14 protein-coding genes are annotated in these 18181 nt (G+C 48.7%); 10 read left to right on the top strand and 4 right to left on the bottom strand.

What is annotated here, in order from left to right; all coding sequences use genetic code 11:
* Nucleotides 1-33 precede the first annotated feature (33 nt).
* Genes COW20_10100 through COW20_10090 form a run of 3 tightly spaced genes read left to right on the top strand, consistent with a single transcriptional unit; the run spans nucleotide 34 to nucleotide 3713 of the window.
* Nucleotides 34-951, top strand: a complete 918-nt coding sequence (locus COW20_10100) for a hypothetical protein (GenBank protein ID PIW48429.1) — start codon at nucleotides 34-36, stop codon at nucleotides 949-951.
* Nucleotides 929-2359 (top strand): hypothetical protein, encoded by a 1431-nt coding sequence (locus COW20_10095; GenBank protein PIW48428.1) that lies wholly within the window; start codon nucleotides 929-931, stop codon nucleotides 2357-2359. The genes COW20_10100 and COW20_10095 overlap by 23 nt, the downstream gene beginning before the upstream one ends.
* Nucleotides 2346-3713: a hypothetical protein gene (locus COW20_10090; protein PIW48427.1), complete on the top strand. Its 1368-nt coding sequence runs from the start codon at nucleotides 2346-2348 to the stop codon at nucleotides 3711-3713. Before COW20_10095 ends, COW20_10090 begins: the two co-directional genes overlap by 14 nt.
* A gap of 103 nt (nucleotides 3714-3816) precedes the next feature.
* Here COW20_10090 and COW20_10085 read toward each other — a convergent pair whose 3' ends face one another.
* Nucleotides 3817-4848 carry an adenosine kinase gene (locus COW20_10085; protein PIW48426.1) on the bottom strand — a complete coding sequence of 344 codons (1032 nt, stop codon included), beginning with the start codon at nucleotides 4846-4848 and terminating at the stop codon, nucleotides 3817-3819.
* 298 nt (nucleotides 4849-5146) lie between these two features.
* Between COW20_10085 and COW20_10080 the strand changes: the two genes are divergently transcribed.
* Nucleotides 5147-6919 (top strand): hypothetical protein, encoded by a 1773-nt coding sequence (locus COW20_10080; protein PIW48425.1) that lies wholly within the window; start codon nucleotides 5147-5149, stop codon nucleotides 6917-6919.
* Nucleotides 6920-7038: 119 nt separating this feature from the next.
* Nucleotides 7039-8424, top strand: coding sequence for a hypothetical protein (locus COW20_10075; protein PIW48424.1), 1386 nt, complete (start codon nucleotides 7039-7041; stop codon nucleotides 8422-8424).
* Here the strand turns inward: COW20_10075 and COW20_10070 are convergent.
* Nucleotides 8421-9500 carry a hypothetical protein gene (locus COW20_10070; GenBank protein PIW48423.1) on the bottom strand — a complete coding sequence of 360 codons (1080 nt, stop codon included), beginning with the start codon at nucleotides 9498-9500 and terminating at the stop codon, nucleotides 8421-8423. The two genes, COW20_10075 and COW20_10070, sit on opposite strands and share 4 nt — an antisense overlap.
* Nucleotides 9501-9772: 272 nt before the next feature.
* Between COW20_10070 and COW20_10065 the strand changes: the two genes are divergently transcribed.
* The 5 genes from COW20_10065 to COW20_10045 all read left to right on the top strand — a co-directional run bounded on the left by COW20_10065 (nucleotide 9773) and on the right by COW20_10045 (nucleotide 16060).
* On the top strand, nucleotides 9773-11155 hold the full coding sequence (locus COW20_10065) for a DUF512 domain-containing protein (protein PIW48422.1): 1383 nt from the start codon (nucleotides 9773-9775) through the stop codon (nucleotides 11153-11155).
* Nucleotides 11145-11915: a hypothetical protein gene (locus tag COW20_10060; GenBank protein PIW48421.1), complete on the top strand. Its 771-nt coding sequence runs from the start codon at nucleotides 11145-11147 to the stop codon at nucleotides 11913-11915. Before COW20_10065 ends, COW20_10060 begins: the two co-directional genes overlap by 11 nt.
* Nucleotides 11912-12355, top strand: a complete 444-nt coding sequence (locus COW20_10055) for a DNA mismatch repair protein MutT (GenBank protein PIW48420.1) — start codon at nucleotides 11912-11914, stop codon at nucleotides 12353-12355. Before COW20_10060 ends, COW20_10055 begins: the two co-directional genes overlap by 4 nt.
* A gap of 115 nt (nucleotides 12356-12470) precedes the next feature.
* Entirely contained in the window at nucleotides 12471-14069 is a 1599-nt protein-coding gene (locus COW20_10050; GenBank protein ID PIW48419.1) for an acetyl-CoA carboxylase carboxyltransferase subunit, read from the top strand.
* Complete coding sequence (locus tag COW20_10045; protein PIW48418.1) at nucleotides 14066-16060, top strand: 3-methylcrotonyl-CoA carboxylase; 1995 nt, start codon at nucleotides 14066-14068, stop codon at nucleotides 16058-16060. Before COW20_10050 ends, COW20_10045 begins: the two co-directional genes overlap by 4 nt.
* On the opposite strand, the gene COW20_10040 is transcribed toward COW20_10045, so the two are convergent.
* Nucleotides 16017-16826 (bottom strand): hypothetical protein, encoded by an 810-nt coding sequence (locus COW20_10040; protein PIW48417.1) that lies wholly within the window; start codon nucleotides 16824-16826, stop codon nucleotides 16017-16019. The two genes, COW20_10045 and COW20_10040, sit on opposite strands and share 44 nt — an antisense overlap.
* Complete coding sequence (locus COW20_10035; protein PIW48416.1) at nucleotides 16823-18103, bottom strand: hypothetical protein; 1281 nt, start codon at nucleotides 18101-18103, stop codon at nucleotides 16823-16825. The genes COW20_10040 and COW20_10035 overlap by 4 nt, the downstream gene beginning before the upstream one ends.
* Nucleotides 18104-18181: the final 78 nt, after the last annotated feature.

The raw sequence follows: 18181 nt of genomic DNA, 5'->3' as shown, positions 1-18181 counted from the left end.
TTCACCCTAACCCGCATGCTATAATTTGCTCAAATGAAAAGCATCAAACTTTTTCTCACATCCTGCATATTCAGTCTGACACTCAGTCAGTCAGTTCTGGCCGCAGACCAGTTTGTCACGGTAACGTTTCGTCCAGAGGTTCAGACCTCCTTTGTTGAAATGTTAGGGGAAACTTTCAAAGCGCCCCACCCCCAAAACAAGGGCAACCATACCTGGGTCTTTAAAATTCCCAGTTTGAGAACCCGCAATCAATACGCTGAACTTTTTGCCAGTTTGGGCAGTGTCGCCAGCACCGATCCCGCTCCGATTTACCAAGTAGCCGATCATATCAACCCCACAGCCGTGAATATTCAGCCCGTCAACCCTGGCCAACCCGTTAAAACCTCTGATTATATGCCCGGAGAGTTGCTGGTAAAGTTTAAACCCGAAGCCAGTGCCTCGGATATCAAATTTTTGACCACGCATTACAATGCCAGTACTTTAAGCGTTATTTCGGGTATTCATGTGCACCGTTTGCGTTTGCCACAGGGCATGAGCGTAGAAGAAGCCAAGGCTTTATTTTCAAAAAGCCCCTTGGTGGAATATGCTGAACCCAATTTCAAAATGAAGCTCCCCGATCCGGTTTCATCCCCCCAAGCTGGCGCTTCCCCTGCGCCTACTGCGTCTAATACACCAGCCACAGTGGGCAACCAAACCCAAATCCCCAATGGTACAGCGATTGTCACCCAAATCCCGCTGGATGGTGGCAACCAGATGATCATTGACTTTAAACCCGGCACCACAGCCGAAACGATCGCCAAATTTCACAAAATTTATGGCACGCGTGAGGTTGAAAAACGGTCTTTTTACTCCTATCGGCTGCAATTGCCCCTCCATCTGAATCCTGGCTTGGCAGTCAGGGTTCTCATGCTCCACCCGGCAGTGATCAATGTTCAACGGCTTTACTCCTAAACTTATCGGGCTGATCAGCCTGGCTTTTCTGACGGCCTGTTCGACGCAAGGCCTGAATACGGTTTTGGCCCCGACAACCGCACAAGCCCCTGTAGCCAGTCCAGCTCACCTGCTGGACTCAGTAGATCTGGCCCACAGCCGAGATGTGCTGGTGCGTTTACGTGATGTCGCAGCCAATTTGAATCATGTGCTGCCTGAGCAGGTCAAAATCGAAGACAGCCGCCTGATCTCGAAGGAGCAGGGCATCTATCTTTTAAAAATTCCTACCCAGACCTCCTTGATGAAAACCCTCGAGCAATTGAATCATTCGAGTGCGCTGGCCTATGCTGAACCCAACCCCAGTTTTCATCTTCCCAATTTTCAAACCCAGGCCTTAACAAGCGACGTGATTCGCCCCAACGATCCCAATTACGGTTTGCAATGGAATATGAAAAGTGCAGGCATTGACAAAGCCTGGACGCTGACCACAGGAAATCCCACGCTGCGGGTGGCAGTGATTGATTCGGGGGTCGATCCCAATCACCCTGATTTAATTGATCATCTCGAAAAACTTGAAGACATCTGGAATGAAGAACGGGGCCCTGATATTTATCGCAATCCCTTTACAGGCCAAAGCACCAATTTTGGGGGCAAGGATGGAAACGGGCATGGCACCCATGTCACCGGTATCATTGCTGCTACCCTGAACAACCAAATTGGGGTTGCTGGCGTAGCCGGTTCAGGGGTGCGAATTATTCCAATCAAATCTACAGACTATGCCGGCAATACAGATGCAGCAGTTCTCACGGCAGCCTTTCAACGCGCCATTGACCGCAATGTACGCGTTATCAATATCAGTATTGGCGGCCCCGCAGCAAAATCAACCCAAGCCTTGGTCGATGTCATTCAATTGGCCCTTCAGAAAAACATCTCGATTGTCTCTGCCACAGGAAACGAAAGCAGTCGCTTTCAAGGCAGTATCAATCCGATTACCGTGCCAGCAGCCTATCCAGGCGTAATTGCAGTGGGTGCACATACCCAATATGACAAGGTCGCATCCTATTCCAATGGCGGCCCTGAGATAGATATTCTGGCCCCCGGAGGGGGAGGCAGAAGCACCAATGCCGCAGAAGGGCAACAAATCTGGTCGACCTGGCCCTCCTATCAGACCTATGAATATTTTATGAAGCGGGTCACCAGCACTTACTACGCAGCAACCTCTGGCACTTCGATGGCTTGCCCCCATGTCACCGGAGTCGTTGCCCTGATGCTCAGTCGCGAACCCAATTTAACACCGGCCCAGATCCGCAGCCGCCTGATTGCCACAGCGGATGATCTGGATGCCCCTGGTTTTGATGAGGCCAGTGGTTATGGAAAAATGAATGCTTTACGTGCCCTAAGGTGGACCCGCAACGATGCCCGTGATTAAGACTCAAAAATCGAAAACATTAAAATACCAAACCCTGGCTGCGTTGCTGAGCGGTATGCTGCTTACGGCCTGCGTCTCAGATGGCGTGATTGATCCGCCTGTTCAGACCCCAACCCCTGCTCCCACGGGAGCCGTCACTGGCACTCCCCTACCGATTCCGCGCAAAGATGTTCAATTGTTGATTTCAGATGCCGATGTCAAAGGCATTAGCGGGGCAGAAGTGGAGATCAGTGCGGCAGCGGTGCCTGCGATTAAAGCCACCACGGACAGCAATGGCTTGGCAAATTTCCCTGGTTTACGCACTGACACAGAATATTCCATCCGGGTCAATGCCAGCGGATTTCTTTCATCCTCGCGCACAGTCAACCTACTGGGTGTGCCCTCAGTTCAAAACACAGATACCCTGCTTTTGGCGATTAAAATGGAACGGAATCAATCCACTCTCAAAGGGCGGGTCACAGATTCACAGGGGCAGCCGCTCGCAAATGCCGTCGTTTTTGACAGCAAGCAGAGTATCATCACCAATGCCAACGGTGAGTTTCAATTTGGCTATTCAGAAGCACAGCAATTGAGAATGGTGGCCGCAAAACAAGGCTATCAAAGCCAGATTAAGATCACAGCCGCTCAAATCAATCAAAATCTGGATCTCGGTACGCTGACCCTGCCCACCAAGACCGGTCAAATCAAAGTCAGCCTCGACACCAGTAAAAATCCTATGGGTCAAAGTGCAGAAGCTGGCTTAAAGAATTTTGAAACACTGCAAAATGAATGGATCCAGGCCGGTTACTCGCTCAAAAAAATGAACTCCTTGGAAAATCTCTCTGATACAGATATCCTGGTTTTTATCAGCCCCTCGAAAAGTTTTTCAGCAGAAGAAATAGGGGCCATTCAAGCGTTTGTTTTAAATGGGGGCAAACTGGTGGTTTTGGGCGAATGGGCCGGATTTGGTGGTTTTGATGCTCAAGCTGTCAATTTGCTTTTGGCCCCTTATGGCCTGAGCATGGGTGCGGATAGCTTGCGAGATTCTGGTTCAGGTTATTTAACGGTGGATCAATTCACGCCCCATGCCATTACCCAATCCATCGCGCAGCTCAAATTCTATCAATCAGGGAGTGTCCAGACCACGACCTCTCCCTCAGCTGAAATTCTGGCCCGTTCAAGCAAAAACAGTTTTCGTATTCTCGACAATACGGGTTCATTTGGGGTGGTGCTAAGCGCACTCTATGGTGCAGGCAAGGTCGTCCTGGTAGGGGATAGCTCAATCTTCAGCAGTGAAGATTCAGATGGCAATGGCATTCCGAATTTAAAAGAAGCTGATAATTTACGCCTGGCCAAACAAATTCTGGCCTGGTAAACGCTTTTGTTCAGGCAGAAACCCGTTTCAACTTAAATTTTACCGATAAAAAAGCCCTGAAGTTCAGGGCTTTTCTGCAATATTAACTGATTAAAACGAAGAATTAAGCCTGACTATGAGCCAAAACATGTGCTGAAGTTTTCAGTTCCGCCAAATGGGCCTGGGCTAAATCCAGCAGGTTTTCAGGAATTTTGGCACCTACATTTTGAATTACCGTTTCAGCACAAAATGTAGCCAACTGTCCACATTCCTGCAAAGTTAGCTGGTTCAGATAGCCACAGAGAAACCCACCGGCATACATATCACCTGCAGCAGTGGTATCAACAACCGCGACCTTATTCGAGGGGATGAAAACCTTTTCTTCGCGGTTTTTCAGCCAAGAACCTTTTGAACCACATTTTAAAACCACAATTTCACAGAGTTCGCCCAAGGTTTCAAGACTGCCTTCAAGGTCTTTGCCTGTCAGCATGCTGGCTTCTTTTAAATTTGAAAAAACGATATCTACATATTCATCTAAAATATTCAGAAAGGTTTCACGGTGGCGTTCTACACAAAAAGGGTCAGAAAGATCAAAAGCGATTTTGGTATGGTTTTGTTTTGCGATTCGCAAAGCATGGTTGACGGCTTCAATTTGATTGTTCGTGTCCCATTGATAGCCTGTTACCACCAATATTTCTGAGTTTGCAATATCTGCTTCCGGAATGTCCTGGGTGGTATAACAACGGCTCATGCCCAAACAGGTATTCATGGTGCGTTCCCCATCAGGTGAAATCAAAACGATGGAGGTTCCTGTGCTTCCCATCGAGGCTTTACGGATATTGTTGACAATGCCCAATTCCTGCATCCGTTCGAGGTAGAGTTCGCCATTTTGATCATTGCCGACCATACCGGCCTGACTGACTTTTTGACCCAAGACAGCCAAAGTACGCATCATATTGGCTCCTGAACCACCCATTTCATAGGTCTTTTCACGGTTTTGAAATTTATTCAGGATTTTCTGCTGTGCTTCTTCATCCATCAAGTGCATCATGCCTTTGGCCAAACCCAATTCATCGAGTTCATGGTCATTGACTTTGATCACGATATCTTTCAAAACATTGCATAGGGCCAGTGCATTCAATTCTTTGGTCATCATGAGAAGGGTTTACTCTCGTCAGTCATTTGTTGATACAGGCTCAAAGATCTTTGAGAAGAGTCAATTGTATCACTTACACATTTTACCCCGACTTTTATTGAAATGTGATTTCTTTCCAGTCCGAAACAGAAAAAATGAGATAGTTCTTTCGCTTCATGGCACAAAAGCAAAGGATTTTTCTTCCTTCAATTTAGTTTTTTACCTGTATTTTAGGGGCGAGACTTTGAAAGAAGCGAACCAAAAGCGAAAAATAAAGCTATACTAAACGCAGATAAGCTTGTATTTTATGGAGTTTTGTATGGAATTCCCGTCTTTTCCGTCCTTGCCCAAACTTCCCAGTCTGACTGAAATCAAGGCCCAAGCAGCAGGATTGCTTGAAAATGCGCAATCCTACGTAAGCGGGGAAACACCCCAAGCCGAAGCCCCACCCGCAGAAAATCCGCCCCCCCCCACAACAGAAGTAGATCTCAAACCCAATCTGCAACAAACAGCCGATTTTGAACCGGGCAGCTTTCAAATGCCCAAACGTCAGGAGCCCGGTGTCGTGGAGATTGTTCAACGGGTTCAAAGGCTTGAACAACCCAGCGCAACAGAAGATCTAAGCTCAATTTCACGCTATTTTGAAAGCCAAAACCAATTGGATACCACGGATCCCAAAGCCTTTTTATTGGAAACCGCAGCTGGATATGCCGATTATCTGCCTGTGAGTCTCCAGAAACCCTTGGCACAGGAACTGGAAAGCACCTACCATCAAGCTGTCGAAAATGATCTGAGCTATGTCTTGGATCAGAATTCAGGCGGAAAATTCTCTGAACTCAGTTCAGAACAACAACACCGCGCCCTTGAGATACTGGCATCAAAAGGTGCACTTGATGCGCTCAGCCCCGAAATCCAAGGGGCAGGCGGGGGAACCGCTCAATCAGGCACTGCAGCAGGAGAAAAAGGGCATTATGTTAACAGTCCCATCAGCTCCTTCAGCCAATTGATTCGCGAGGGCAAACTCGACGACAGGCTTTTAGAGGCACTCGAGAAACTGAACACGGGAGAGAACCTGGATCCTGCCCTGAAAAGCCAATCCGAGGAATTGTTTAACAGCGCCCTGCAAAATATTGCTTTCCCTGAAAAGATCAGCCAGCACAGCAAAGGAACCTGTGCTGCCACACGGGTTGAGGCCCTCCTGGCAATGGACAATCCTGCGGCCTACCTGGACACTGTCAGAAAATTGGCAAGCCCCTCTGCACGTGCTCGTATCGATTCAGCCTTTCTGCAGAGGGTCTCCGGCACTGAAACAGGTGATCAAAGTGGTCGTTCTGTTGCCAGCCGTCTGATTCAGCCCGCTCTGATGGAGTATGCCAATGGCAGCCAGCTCGACTACGATAACCAGGCCGATGCACACCAAGCCAAAAGCAGTTTTTTGCCCTCCCCAAGAAATGGAGCGGGTGGCTTGACCGTTCCTGAAACCCTGCATTTAATTGAAGGTGTTTTTGGCAAAGAGCGAATTGACAGTGTCCATTCCATTTACACGGATCCCCCAGAAACGCGTGAACAGGTCCTGAAAGCCACTGAACGGATGGTCTCAGAAGGCAAAACCCCCTTGCTGGTAGACCTCGATTGGGGAGACAGTGCCACAGGGGGGGATGGCGGACATGCCCTGCTTTTGAGCAAATTGGATTCAAAACAGGCCTATTTTATGAACCCCTGGGGAGAACTCGATTCGATGCCCAGAGCAGAATTCGATGCGCGTTTACGGGCTGGAATTGCCTTAAAAAAACCGCCCACTTTGCCTCCCAGAGCGCAATCCACAAGCAGTTATTCAGAATTGGCTCCCGAACGCTATCTGAGAAAGGATCAGCAAGATCTGCGGGCCTTTCAATCTGAGCTTGGGCAACGTGCAGAGTCGATCCAGGACCCGCAACTCAAAGCTGAAGTAAAAGCCTATTTAGCCAAGTTATCCACCCAAGAAGAATTCATGGAATTCGCGCCCACCTTGATCGATTATGTCATGGTTCAAAATGCGGGTGAAAACAGCGAGGTTGAACGTGAAGTGCTTGAATCAGCCTTGGGAAGCTAAGTTGACAGAACTCAATTTAAAAATTAGCAAAATAATAAACAAAGCTTAAATCTGAGTGCTTCAGAACACTCTGTTTTTCTAAGATATAGGGTATATTGAAACCCAAGCGTAGAGGAATTATGAACCTGATTCAAACCATCTCCTGTTCTCTGATTTCAACCCTTTTGATCACGGGTTGTGCCAATTCACCCTTGTCTGCCACAAACCTCAAACCGCTGCCTGCTGTTTTTCAGGCACAGAGCCAGAGCATCAGCCAAGCAGGAGCCTATCAAAATTTTAAACTTCAACCGCTCTTGCCTGTAGGCAAAGAACCCCGCCGTGCCGTCAAATTGACCTATATGATGGCTGACGATGAAGGCCATCAAAGCCCTTGGTCGCAGCAAATGCTTGAAATGATGGACGATCTTCCGCAAAACCAGGTCTACAATCTCGTTTTTCGGGATGGCAATCAAATGGGAGACAGCCGTCTCTATTATCTTCAGGCCGCAGACAATGCTCCCAAAACGGTCAGAGCTCCTCAAAGCGTACTCGCTCCGGGTGTCGGCGAAGTACAGTCGAATAACCCTGCGGTTTTCTCAGAAGTACTCAAATGGAGCCTGGATCATTATCCTGCCCAATACAAATATCTTCAGATTTATACCCATGGCGCAGGTCTGATGGGGATCGGCACAGATAAGGTACAAACCACTCCCCAAGGGCAACTCTTGCCCGCTTCGCAACAACAGAAAACCCTTTCCCCCCCTCAGCTTAACCAAGCCATGCGCCAGGCCTTACGGGGTCGAAAATTGGATCTAGTCTATTTCAGAGCTTGTTTAATGGGCAATTTGGAAGCCCTCTATGAATTGGAGGGAACGGTGAATTACGCTCTGGCTTCAGAGGATGTTTCCTATTCGGTTGAAAACTCCAATCTCACCATGACCCGCAGTTTTGACGAAATGGCGGGTCAGGGAATCGCCCCACGTGAAATTGCCCGTCAACTGTCGATTCAAGCCCTCGCTAAGAATGGGGGCAAAGCCATGGGTTATACCACTTTGGCAGCCTTTGATCTCAATCAGATGCGGGAATTAAAAACGGCGGTCAACCAATTGGCTTTGACCTTAATCGCCAAAATGCCTGCTTTGGGCAGCCAAATCCGGGCAGCCTACCTGTCCGTTCCGGGATTCAAAGAAAACAATGAAGGCTATTATTTACGGGATTTTTATGCCTTTGGCTCAGCGCTGCTGGAACAGGTCAATGATGCCCAAATTGAGGCTGCCGTGCTCAATGCCCGCCGCGCCCAAGAAAAAGTCACCCTGCACGCCCGCGACAGTTTTGGTGCGAAAGCCAATGGCCTCTCGATTCTGATGCCACCCGGTCAAACCCTGACGGATGAAAAGTATCGCAGCTATTTGGGTAAAAACTACCAAGGGCTGCGCTTTGGCAGAGAAAGTGCTTGGGATGAATTTTTAATGTCACTTTCAGATTTCATGCGCGCCACCCCCATGCCACAATTCGATCAAGATTAGACGGTGCTCAAAGGGCCACTGTAATACATATCAGAAAAAGCATCCTCTGAAAGCGCTTCAGATTTGACAGATTCTACCTCTTGCATCAAATCGGCTTTGATTTTAGCGCGGATAGCATCTGCCTGATCTGGCGTGAGCAGCCCGTCCTGAATTAAGCGGGTTTCAAATTTTTGTAGCGGATCCCAATCTTTGACCTGTTCCAGGATCTGGCCCGAAGGATTGCTCGAAGAGGAGTGGTGGCGACCGCGTTCACTGCGCAACTCAAGCAAAAAGGGTTTTCGTTCTCTGCGAATATAGTCAATGGCCGTTTTAGACGCAGCATATACAGACAGAAGATCGGTACCATCCACCAATTTCCAACCGGGTTTGGGACTGTCGAGAAACTGCACTTCAGTCGGCATTGCAGGGCTGAAGCTTTCAACATATTTCAGCAAATCAGGATCTTCTGGGCGGGAAGAAGTTGCAACTTTGCAGGCCAGCCCCCAAGCACTTTGACAGGGAGCAGCCGACCCTTGCTGATAGGGCGTATGAATGCCTGCCCCATTGTTACTGACCAATATCAAAACGGGAAGCTCACGCAGTGAAATTTCCTGCATCATGACCCAAAAATCTGCTTCAGCGCACATGGCGTCTCCCAGATGAACCACCGTTAAAACGGGGGCCTGGCTGTGCATTTTTTGAATCAATGCAGAGGCGAAGCCTTTTCCAGCCTCAACCGTTACGCAGGAAGAGACTGGCATGATATTGAAATCGGGTTCAGAAAAATGATTCACCATCTGCCGCCCCTTTGAAAAAGGGTCAGTTTCAGTCATTGCAGCCTGTTGCATGATCGAACGGGGGGGAACACCCATGCCCAAAACCAGCGGAAGTGAGCGGTAATAGGCTGAGAGAATATCATAATCAATTCCCGAGCCAGAGCGCATTTGAAGTCCCACCGTCACCAAAGGTTCTTCAAAAGTAGAACCGATATAAAAGGGATTGCCCAAATGACGGGTCTGAGCCAAAATATCGTCCAAACTGCGGCACAGAACCATTTTTTCGTAAATATTCAAAAGGGTAGGGGCATCGGCACTCATGGCATTCCTCCGGGTACTTCAGACTTGCGATCGCTGGTGAAAGACCCTTCCAGTCTACCTGATTTTTTTGACAGCCGGAATTCAAATGCTTCAGGCACAAACTGATTTTGAGCCTCACCGGGTCAGTCCTTACTTCAAACCCAACGGAGGCTCAACAGACTCAGAGATTCGCATCTGGCTGAAAGGCTTTTCCGACATCCCATCCCGCTCCCCCAAACGCCTCAAAGCAGTGTAAACTGAGAATTAATCCTGACTGATACCGAGCAACCCAGATGCCCAGACGCCACCGATATACTCCCAAACCCTTTCCCGTTCGTATAACCCCAAATACCCTTGCAGACCAGGCAGGTATTGCCACAGGCGATATTCTCCTACGCATCAATGATGAAGAAGTGGGTGATTTCCTCTCATTTTTTGACCAGACTTCTGACGAAGAACTGGTACTTGAGCTGCGCAGAGCAACGGATGGTTTGGTATACCAAACTCAGATTCTACGGGAATATGGCGAGCCTCTGGGCATGATTCCCAGTCCAGAACCGCTAGAAGATATCGTTGAATGCGAAAACCGTTGTGTTTTTTGTTTTATCCACCAACAGCCCAAAGGCTTACGCCGAACGCTGTTTATTCGGGATGATGATTTCCGTTATTCCTTTATTCAGGGAAACTTCATTACCCTCACCAATTTATCGCCTTCTGATTGGCACAGAATTTATGCAGAACAACTCAGTCCCCTCAATGTATCTGTACATTCGATGAGCCCCAGCGTGCGGCGTAAAATAATTGTCAATTCTCGGGCCGGGCGCATTCGACAACAATTGGAAAGCCTGTTTGAACATGGGATTGAAGTGCATACTCAAATCGTGCTCTGTCCAGGTTATAACGACGGCAAAGACCTGGATCATACCCTGGAAAAACTGATTGCCTATTATCCACACGTTTTAAGCGTTTCGGTCGTGCCCTTGGGCATGACCGATTACCGTACACATTTGCCGCAACTGCCCCCGGTTTCTCCCCAAATGGCCTTAGAGATCATGGCCCAGGTCAAACCCTGGCAAGAAAAAGCGAAAAAATTGCACGGGGATCCTTTGATTCGTCTGGGCGATGAATTCTATTGGATGACGAACCAACCCTATCCGCCCTTTGAACATTACGGCAGTTTTGAACAGATGGAAGATGGAGTCGGGGGGGCCCGCCGTTTTATCGATCAATTTCATCTCAACCAACATCAACTGCCCAAAAGTTTAAAGAAAAAACATCGCATTACGATCATGACAGGCCAAATTGGTGCAGATATTATCGCGCCCCTGCTCAAAGAAGCTGAGCAACAGGTTAAAAATCTGAGCTTTCAACTCTTGCGCTGTCGCAGTCGCTTTTGGGGAGCCGGAATCACGGTTTCAGGTCTCCTAATGGCGCAAGATTTACTCGCCGAAGCAGCAGGTGCTGAGTTGGGAGATGAAATCTGGATTCCAGAAGTGATGGTCAGAAATGAAGAAAAGCGCTTCTTAGATGATATGACCCTGACCGAGTTTCAAGCCTTAATCAGAAAGCCTGTACACGCTATCCCTGAGCGGGCAGAAGAATTGATTCGGGCAATTCGTTTACTGAACCGTCGTGCCCCTGTCAAACCGGAGCTGATCGTCACCCGTGCCGATTAAACTGCTTTCCCTGGCGGGTTTTTATTTCAATTGCCTGAAGGCCTATTTCAGGCCGGGCTACCGTTGGAATCTGGCAACCCCCTGGAGTTTTTTCAGCCGCATGTTGATATATTTCAGCAATTGGTGCTATTTTCTCTTTCTCAACAGCTCAGAATTACTTATGCATTTGGGTCACCCTGCGCTGCTGGCCAGTGAAAAGCTCTTGGCGCGAATTTATCTGTATCCCAGTCAATTCTGGATCGCCCTTACCGAAGGAGTCAAAATTACCGGGCCAGAAACCCTCTACCGCCTGACCTATGGAGAGACCTCATGGTTTGGGATTGGTGCTTCACTCAAAAATATTGAAGCCAGACCGGATGATATCTTTTATGATTTGGGCTGCGGCACGGGTCGGAATGTCTTCTTTGCCCAGGCCGAATATGGCATGAAAGCAGTAGGGGTCGACCTGATCGCCCCCTTTATCAGCAATGCGCAAAGTGTCGTGCAAAAACTCGGCTTAAAAAATATTGAATTTAGACACCAGAATATTTTTGATACAGATTTGCACGAGGCCAGTATTGTTTATGTAACGGCCAACTGTTTGGATCAGGAATGGCTGGAGCGTCTGATTCTCAAATTGAGAGAACTGCCCGCAGAGGCCCGTGTGATTTCGACTGCGCGCCCGATCCCCAGCCCAGAGTTAAAACTGCTCTTTACCCAAAAACAATTCTTTTCATGGGGGCTCGATACGGTGTATTATCACCGTAAGGAGAGCATATGAACGAAAAAATTCCATGTTTTGGCGAAAACTTGCCCCATCTGCCGCTGGTCAAACGTCCAGGGGCCTATGCGCTGATTCTCAACTCAGTGGGTTGTCTTGCCGTTTTGAAACTTCCCGAAGGCTGGTATCTTCCAGGCGGGGGGCAGGAGGGCAAAGAAGGGCTCGAATCTTGTCTTGAACGTGAAGTTCAAGAAGAAACAGGCTATGGCATTGAAATGCTTTGGTACCTCGGACAAGCGGGCCAATATCTGGTGGGACGGGATCGGGTACTGTTTAAATTGGGACATTTTTTTCTGGCTGAATTTAATACAGAAAAGCAAGCAGCGGGCGAAGATCAACATGAATTGCATTGGCTCTCGCTTCCCGATGCGATTGCAAAGCTCAAACATCCTTACCAGGCCTGGGCCGTTGAGAAATTATCGGCGCTGATGGGGGCCTGACCCCCTCTGGGATTTCGAACCTTTTTCTGTTAAAATCAGAGGCATGCACGTTCAAGCTCAAGCATTTTCACATGTCCCCCTGAGAAAACGATTTTCCGGGGAAGATACATAAACCATGCGAACACTCAGCAGTCACCCCCGAAAAAACAGTGAAGCCTACCAAAACAATCAAGAAGCCTGGCAGGAAATTCTCTTCACCTTTCAAGACTATCAAAACCAAGCGCTTTGGCAGGGTGATGAAAAATATTTGAATCGCCACCGCCAACAGGGCAAACTCACAGCACGTGAACGGGTAGAAGGGCTTCTCGATCCAGACAGCTATTTCCTTGAACTCATGCCCCTTGCTGGCCTCAATCAGGCCCAAAGCACGGTGGGGGCCTCCATGGTTGCAGGAATAGGGCGGGTTTCTGGCCGCGACTGCGCGATCAACGCCAGTGTCCCCACCATCCGAGGCGGAGCCATGAACGCCGTCACGGTTCAAAAAGGGTTGAGACTGGATCAAATTGCAGAAGAAAACAAATTGCCTCTGCTCTATCTGATTGAATCTGCAGGTGCAGATTTGACCCACCAGGCTGAAATATTCAATGCGGGCGGTGCTGCGTTTCGCAATATTGCCAGACGCTCCCGCCAGGGCATTCCCAGTATTTCTATCGTTTTTGGCTCCTGCACAGCGGGGGGTGCCTATATTCCGGGCATGTCAGATTTGGTCATTATGGTGCGCAATCAGGCCAAGGCCTTTTTGGCAGGGCCGCCCCTGGTGCGCATGGCCACAGGCGAAAAGGTAGATGAAGAAAGCCTGGGGGGAGCCGAAATGCATGCCCGACAATCGGGCCTTGCTGATGCGATTGCCAACTCAGAGCAGGAAGCTTTGCTTTTGGCACGCGAAGCGGTCGAAACCCTGTTTTTTCAAAATACAGCGTTCTCTCCTCCCCAGCCTGCTGCCCCCCCTCTATTTCCGATAGAAGAACTGCTCGGCTTGATCCCACCCGACCCTCGAAAGCCCTATGATATTCGCGAACTCTTGGCACGTATCCTTGACGGATCGGCATTCGCAGAATTTAAGCCCGAGTACGGCGAAACCCTGGTGACAGGCTTTGGCACAATCTATGGCTATCCGGTCGGCATTCTAGCCAATAATGGGGTTTTGTTTTCACAATCTGCGGAAAAAGGCGTTCACTTTATTCAGCTCTGCAACCAACGAAAAATTCCGTTGCTCTTTTTTCAAAACATCACAGGTTTCATGGTGGGCCGTGAATATGAAGCCGGGGGCATTATTAAAAATGGCGCTAAGCTGATCAATGCCATCTCAAACAGCCAGGTACCCGCAATTACATTTTTGGTAGGGGCTTCCTATGGGGCTGGCAACTATGGCATGTGCGGCCGCTCCTATCAACCCCGCTTCTTATTTGCCTGGCCCCATGCCCGTATCGCTGTCATGGGCCCCGAACAACTGGCAGGAGTCATGACTTCAGTGCAAAGAGAAGCTGCGCTCAAGGCCGGAAAAAACCTGGATGAAAAGAAACTGGCCCAGATGGGAGAACGCCTTCATCAACAGGTGCTTGAAGAATCCAGTATCTGGTACGCTACTTCCCGGATTTGGGATGATGGGGTGGTGCATCCCTGTGATACCCGGCATGTGCTGGGAATTACGCTTTCAACCGTTTATCAGGCAGGCATTGAAGGCAGCGAAGCCTATGGGGTATTCAGAATGTGAGCAAAGCCTTTCAACGCGTGCTGATCGCCAACCGGGGGGAAATTGCCTGTCGCATTATTCGGGCCTGTCAGAGCCTGGGGCTTGAAACCCTTGCGGTTTACTCAGAAGCCGATCGCGAAGCTCCCCACGTAAGCCAGGCAGATCGGGCCTTTTGTATCGGGCCCGCTCCAGCATCCGCATCCTATTTGAACATTCCCCGACTGCTTGAAATCGCAAAGCAGGCGGGAGCAGAGGCCCTGCATCCAGGCTATGGTTTTCTCGCCGAGAACCCCCATTTCGCAAACGCCTGTGCGCAAGCGGGGCTGGTCTTTATTGGCCCTTCTGTGGCAGTACTTGAAAGCATGGGCGCAAAGACAGCAGCGCGGGAAAAAGCCCTCGAAGCAGGCTTGCCTGTGGTACCTGGTTTTGCATTGACGGGGCTTTCTCCTGAGGCGATATCAACTCAGGCAGAGGCCTTGGGGTATCCCCTGCTGGTCAAGGCCGTCGGCGGAGGAGGGGGCAGGGGCATGCGCCTGGTGAAAGGCCCTGAACAGCTTGAAAACGCTTTACAGTCTGCTGCCCAGGAAGCCCAAAAATCTTTTTCAGATGCCAGAATTTATCTCGAAAAATACCTTCACCCCGTTCGCCATATTGAATTTCAAATTCTTGGGGATCAAAGCGGTCAGGTCATTCATTTGGGGGAAAGAGAATGTTCGATTCAGAGACGATACCAGAAAATCATCGAAGAAGCCCCTGCCCCTCATTTTCATCCCAAATTAAGAGAAGCCATGGGTGAATCCGCACTGAAACTCGCCCGTTTACTACACTATGTGGGGGCTGGCACGATCGAGTTTATCCTCGATTCTGAAGATCACTATTATTTTTTAGAGGTCAATCCGCGTATTCAGGTTGAACACCCGGTCACGGAGGCCATCACAGGCTTGGATCTGGTGCAATGGCAAATCCGTCTGGCCCAAGGTGAGCCTCTGCCTTTGAGCCAGGCTGAAGTTCAACTGAAGGGCCATGCCCTGGAGGTCAGAATTTGTGCAGAAGATGCACAAGCAGATTTCTGCCCCGCAACGGGCCAGATGAAAGTTTGGGAATTGCCTGGTCAGCTTCGGATTGAAAATGGCATTCAAGCCGGACAAGTCATCAGTTCTTGGTATGATTCTTTGCTGGCAAAAATGATCAGCCACGCAGACAATCGAGAGCAAGCCCTTGCTCAAATGAAAGCAGCCCTGCGCAAAACAAGGGCTTTGGGTGTTTCAACCAATCTTCAATTTTTGGAGGCAGTCTGCTCTGATCCTGAGTTTCAGAGCGGGAACCTGCATACACGCTGGCTGGAAAGCAAGACCTTCCCCTCCCGCTTACCCGAAGCCCTTTGGATGGCAGCCTTGATCTGGCGATTGAATTCACGCCTGCTCTCCCCCCTGCACCTCCTGGGTCTGCCCAAAGGCTGGCGCAATTTGAAAGGAGCGGCTCAACACGAATTTTTTCGCTACCATGAAAAAGAAATTGCACTTACTTACCGCGATCTGGGCAACCAGCGCATGGAATATTTGAAAGATCAAAGCACTGAAATCTTCGAAATTTTAGGTTTTGACTCAGAAACGCTCACTTTCGAATATCAGAATGAGAGGTTTCATGTCCGCTATTGTTTTCAGGATCAGAGACTGTGGCTCTACCACCCCAGTTGGGGCAATTTAAGCCTCGAACCTCTGGCACGCCTGCGCGTCCAGCCCCCGCAGACGAAAGATACCCAAGATTTTCACGCCCAAATGCCGGGACGGGTTTTGAAAATCGTGGCTGAAATTGGCAAAGTGGTGAATGAAGGCGAGACACTCTTGATCCTTGAGTCCATGAAAATGGAAACCGCCCTCCTGGCACCCGGCTCAGGAAAAATAATTCAATGTTTTGTAGACGCAGATTCACCTGTCACACGCGGTCAAAAGCTCTTGCTCTTTCAACTCAATTCAGAGGACGAAGCGTCTCCCGTATCCCCTCAGGGCTGATATCCATGACCACATAATGCGAATAGGCCCCTCCTTGGGGGGAATAATACAAGGGCATGCGGTAAAGCGGCGCACCAGCCCCCCCTGAGATCAGCCAATGCACCCCATCCTGAATCAACTGATCGTAAATATGGATATGCCCCATAAACACATAATTCACGTGGTGACGGGTAACGACCTCACGCAAGCGATTGGCACCTTCGGAAAAGGCATAAAACCAAATCAAATTCTGCGGTGGATAATGCATCAGTAAAAACTTATAGCGCCGGGGACGTTGTAATACCTGATCTAGCCATTGAATTTGCTCGGGTTTGAGAGCAGCATTTGCATTATTTAAGATTACAAAGCGATCCGGGCCAACATCAAAATAAAAATCTGGGTTGCCAAAATAGCTGCGATACCATTTTTCTCCCCCCTGGTAAATTTCATGATTCCCCATCGCCGCAAAGATCGGGAAAGGCGCGCGGTCTAAAAGCTTGAGCAGGTTCAAATATTCCTGCTTCTGCCCCAAGGCCACAAAATCTCCAGAATGCAACATAAAGTCAGGGTGTTCTTTGGCTGCCTGTTGGAGAATTTGAGCCAAAATTCGATTGCCGTCCCGGTTATCACCCGCCACTACAAAACGGTATGAAGATCCAGGTTGCTTCTGCTTTTTAAGTTGATGATTCAGGCGAACTACGCCCTGCTGGTGCCTTCCAGCTGGAAGTTTTCCTGCCTGAAGGCAAAGACACAGCAAACCTAACAGAAAGCAATTCAGAACTTTCAAGTCTGCGCTTCCAAAACAGGGAGCAAATGATGCCCAAAATCAAGCGAAAGGGCTATTTGCATAAACTCAATCGCATCAAGATCTGAAATTCTATTGATTTTATGCTTTTCTGGCCAATCTCTTCGTTGACCGTAACGTCCTTCTACCAGATTCACGGCCTGGGTCAAATCTTTCAGTTCGATGGGTTTTCCTTTGCGATAGGCATAATAGCTTGCCAAGACCTGAATCATCACAAGGTGCAGACTGAGTTGAAAAAAAGCTTGAAAAAAGCTCAGTTTTTGTTGAAACAAATCCCCATAGGGCAAAGTAATCATTTTTCGAAGCAAATAGTTCTTGATAAAATCATTGAAAAGTAGCAACTCTGGGTCGCCGAGCTCAGGCCAGGGCAAATGCGCATGATAAAGCGCTTGAGCATAATTGAGAATAGGGGTAAAACTGGGCTCAATCAATTTAAAAAACCAGGCAAGAGCAGTTTTTTGATCTGATTGAGAGGGCCCTACCATCAAGGGGATTTCGCTGATTCGCCTTTGTTCTCGGTAAAGCCGTATCAGCTCAGTTTCTTGAATCTCTGCTAAGTTTCGCTCGGAAAAATAGCTCAAACTGAAATTTAAACTGCGTAAATTTTGCAAAGGCGTATTTTGAGGCAGGTTCAGGACATCCAGACACAATCCCAGCCAGAGCAGATTGACTTTTTTTGAGAAACCAGCCCCCTCAAGGGGAGAGGCTTGAGAGTCTGCTCTTTCTCGCTGGGTTTCTTTGGTTTCAAAATAGGCAAAGAAATCATGGTTTTGAGAGATCAATGCCGGTGAAGTCTGGCAAGAGGCCAATAAATAATCTGCACCATATTTCTGAGCCACACGAAGGCTGGTTCTCGGATAGGTTCTGCAGACATTCGACAAGGCACTCGGCCCGTATTCACTGTGAATAAAACACTGGTTATTTTCCTGCAGAAAAATACAGCGGTTGCTCTGTGCTTGGCGACGGATATCTGCATACTGCACATCACTGTCTAAATGAAGCTTCACAAAGGGACGTTTAAACTTTCCCGATGGATGCTCGTCAAAATGCTGATACCAACGCTCGTAATAGTCGCGGTCAATCAGAATTCGCCAGGGCAGAGTACAGCAAACCCCACATTGAGAGCACGTAAAGCGGTCGATATCTCCCGACCTGAGCACAACACTTGCATTGTCTGGCCAAGCTTCAATGAAATTCTGAAAAAATAAAAAATAGGGCTCGGTCACAGGCACCATTTCAGTTGGAAAAATTTCGCCCAAATTGATTAGACCTCAAAAGAACTTGATACCACTGAGATTCAGTATACCTGTATGTGGGAATATAATCAGAAGTGTAAG

The organism is bacterium (Candidatus Blackallbacteria) CG13_big_fil_rev_8_21_14_2_50_49_14, from assembly GCA_002783405.1.
Lineage (GTDB): Bacteria > Cyanobacteriota > Sericytochromatia > UBA7694 > UBA7694.
Note: the sequence above shows the minus strand (reverse complement) of the source record. Positions and strands in the feature narration are given on the sequence as shown.

Coding starts and splice junctions, on each gene's coding strand:
- COW20_10055 (PIW48420.1), top strand. CDS start 11,912: ATGAACGAAAAAATTCCATGTTTTGGCGAAAACTTGCCCCATCTGCCG.
- COW20_10100 (PIW48429.1), top strand. CDS start 34: ATGAAAAGCATCAAACTTTTTCTCACATCCTGCATATTCAGTCTGACA.
- COW20_10090 (PIW48427.1), top strand. CDS start 2,346: ATGCCCGTGATTAAGACTCAAAAATCGAAAACATTAAAATACCAAACC.
- COW20_10080 (PIW48425.1), top strand. CDS start 5,147: ATGGAATTCCCGTCTTTTCCGTCCTTGCCCAAACTTCCCAGTCTGACT.
- COW20_10050 (PIW48419.1), top strand. CDS start 12,471: ATGCGAACACTCAGCAGTCACCCCCGAAAAAACAGTGAAGCCTACCAA.
- COW20_10095 (PIW48428.1), top strand. CDS start 929: ATGTTCAACGGCTTTACTCCTAAACTTATCGGGCTGATCAGCCTGGCT.
- COW20_10085 (PIW48426.1), bottom strand. CDS start 4,848: ATGATGACCAAAGAATTGAATGCACTGGCCCTATGCAATGTTTTGAAA.
- COW20_10070 (PIW48423.1), bottom strand. CDS start 9,500: ATGAGTGCCGATGCCCCTACCCTTTTGAATATTTACGAAAAAATGGTT.
- COW20_10075 (PIW48424.1), top strand. CDS start 7,039: ATGAACCTGATTCAAACCATCTCCTGTTCTCTGATTTCAACCCTTTTG.
- COW20_10065 (PIW48422.1), top strand. CDS start 9,773: ATGCCCAGACGCCACCGATATACTCCCAAACCCTTTCCCGTTCGTATA.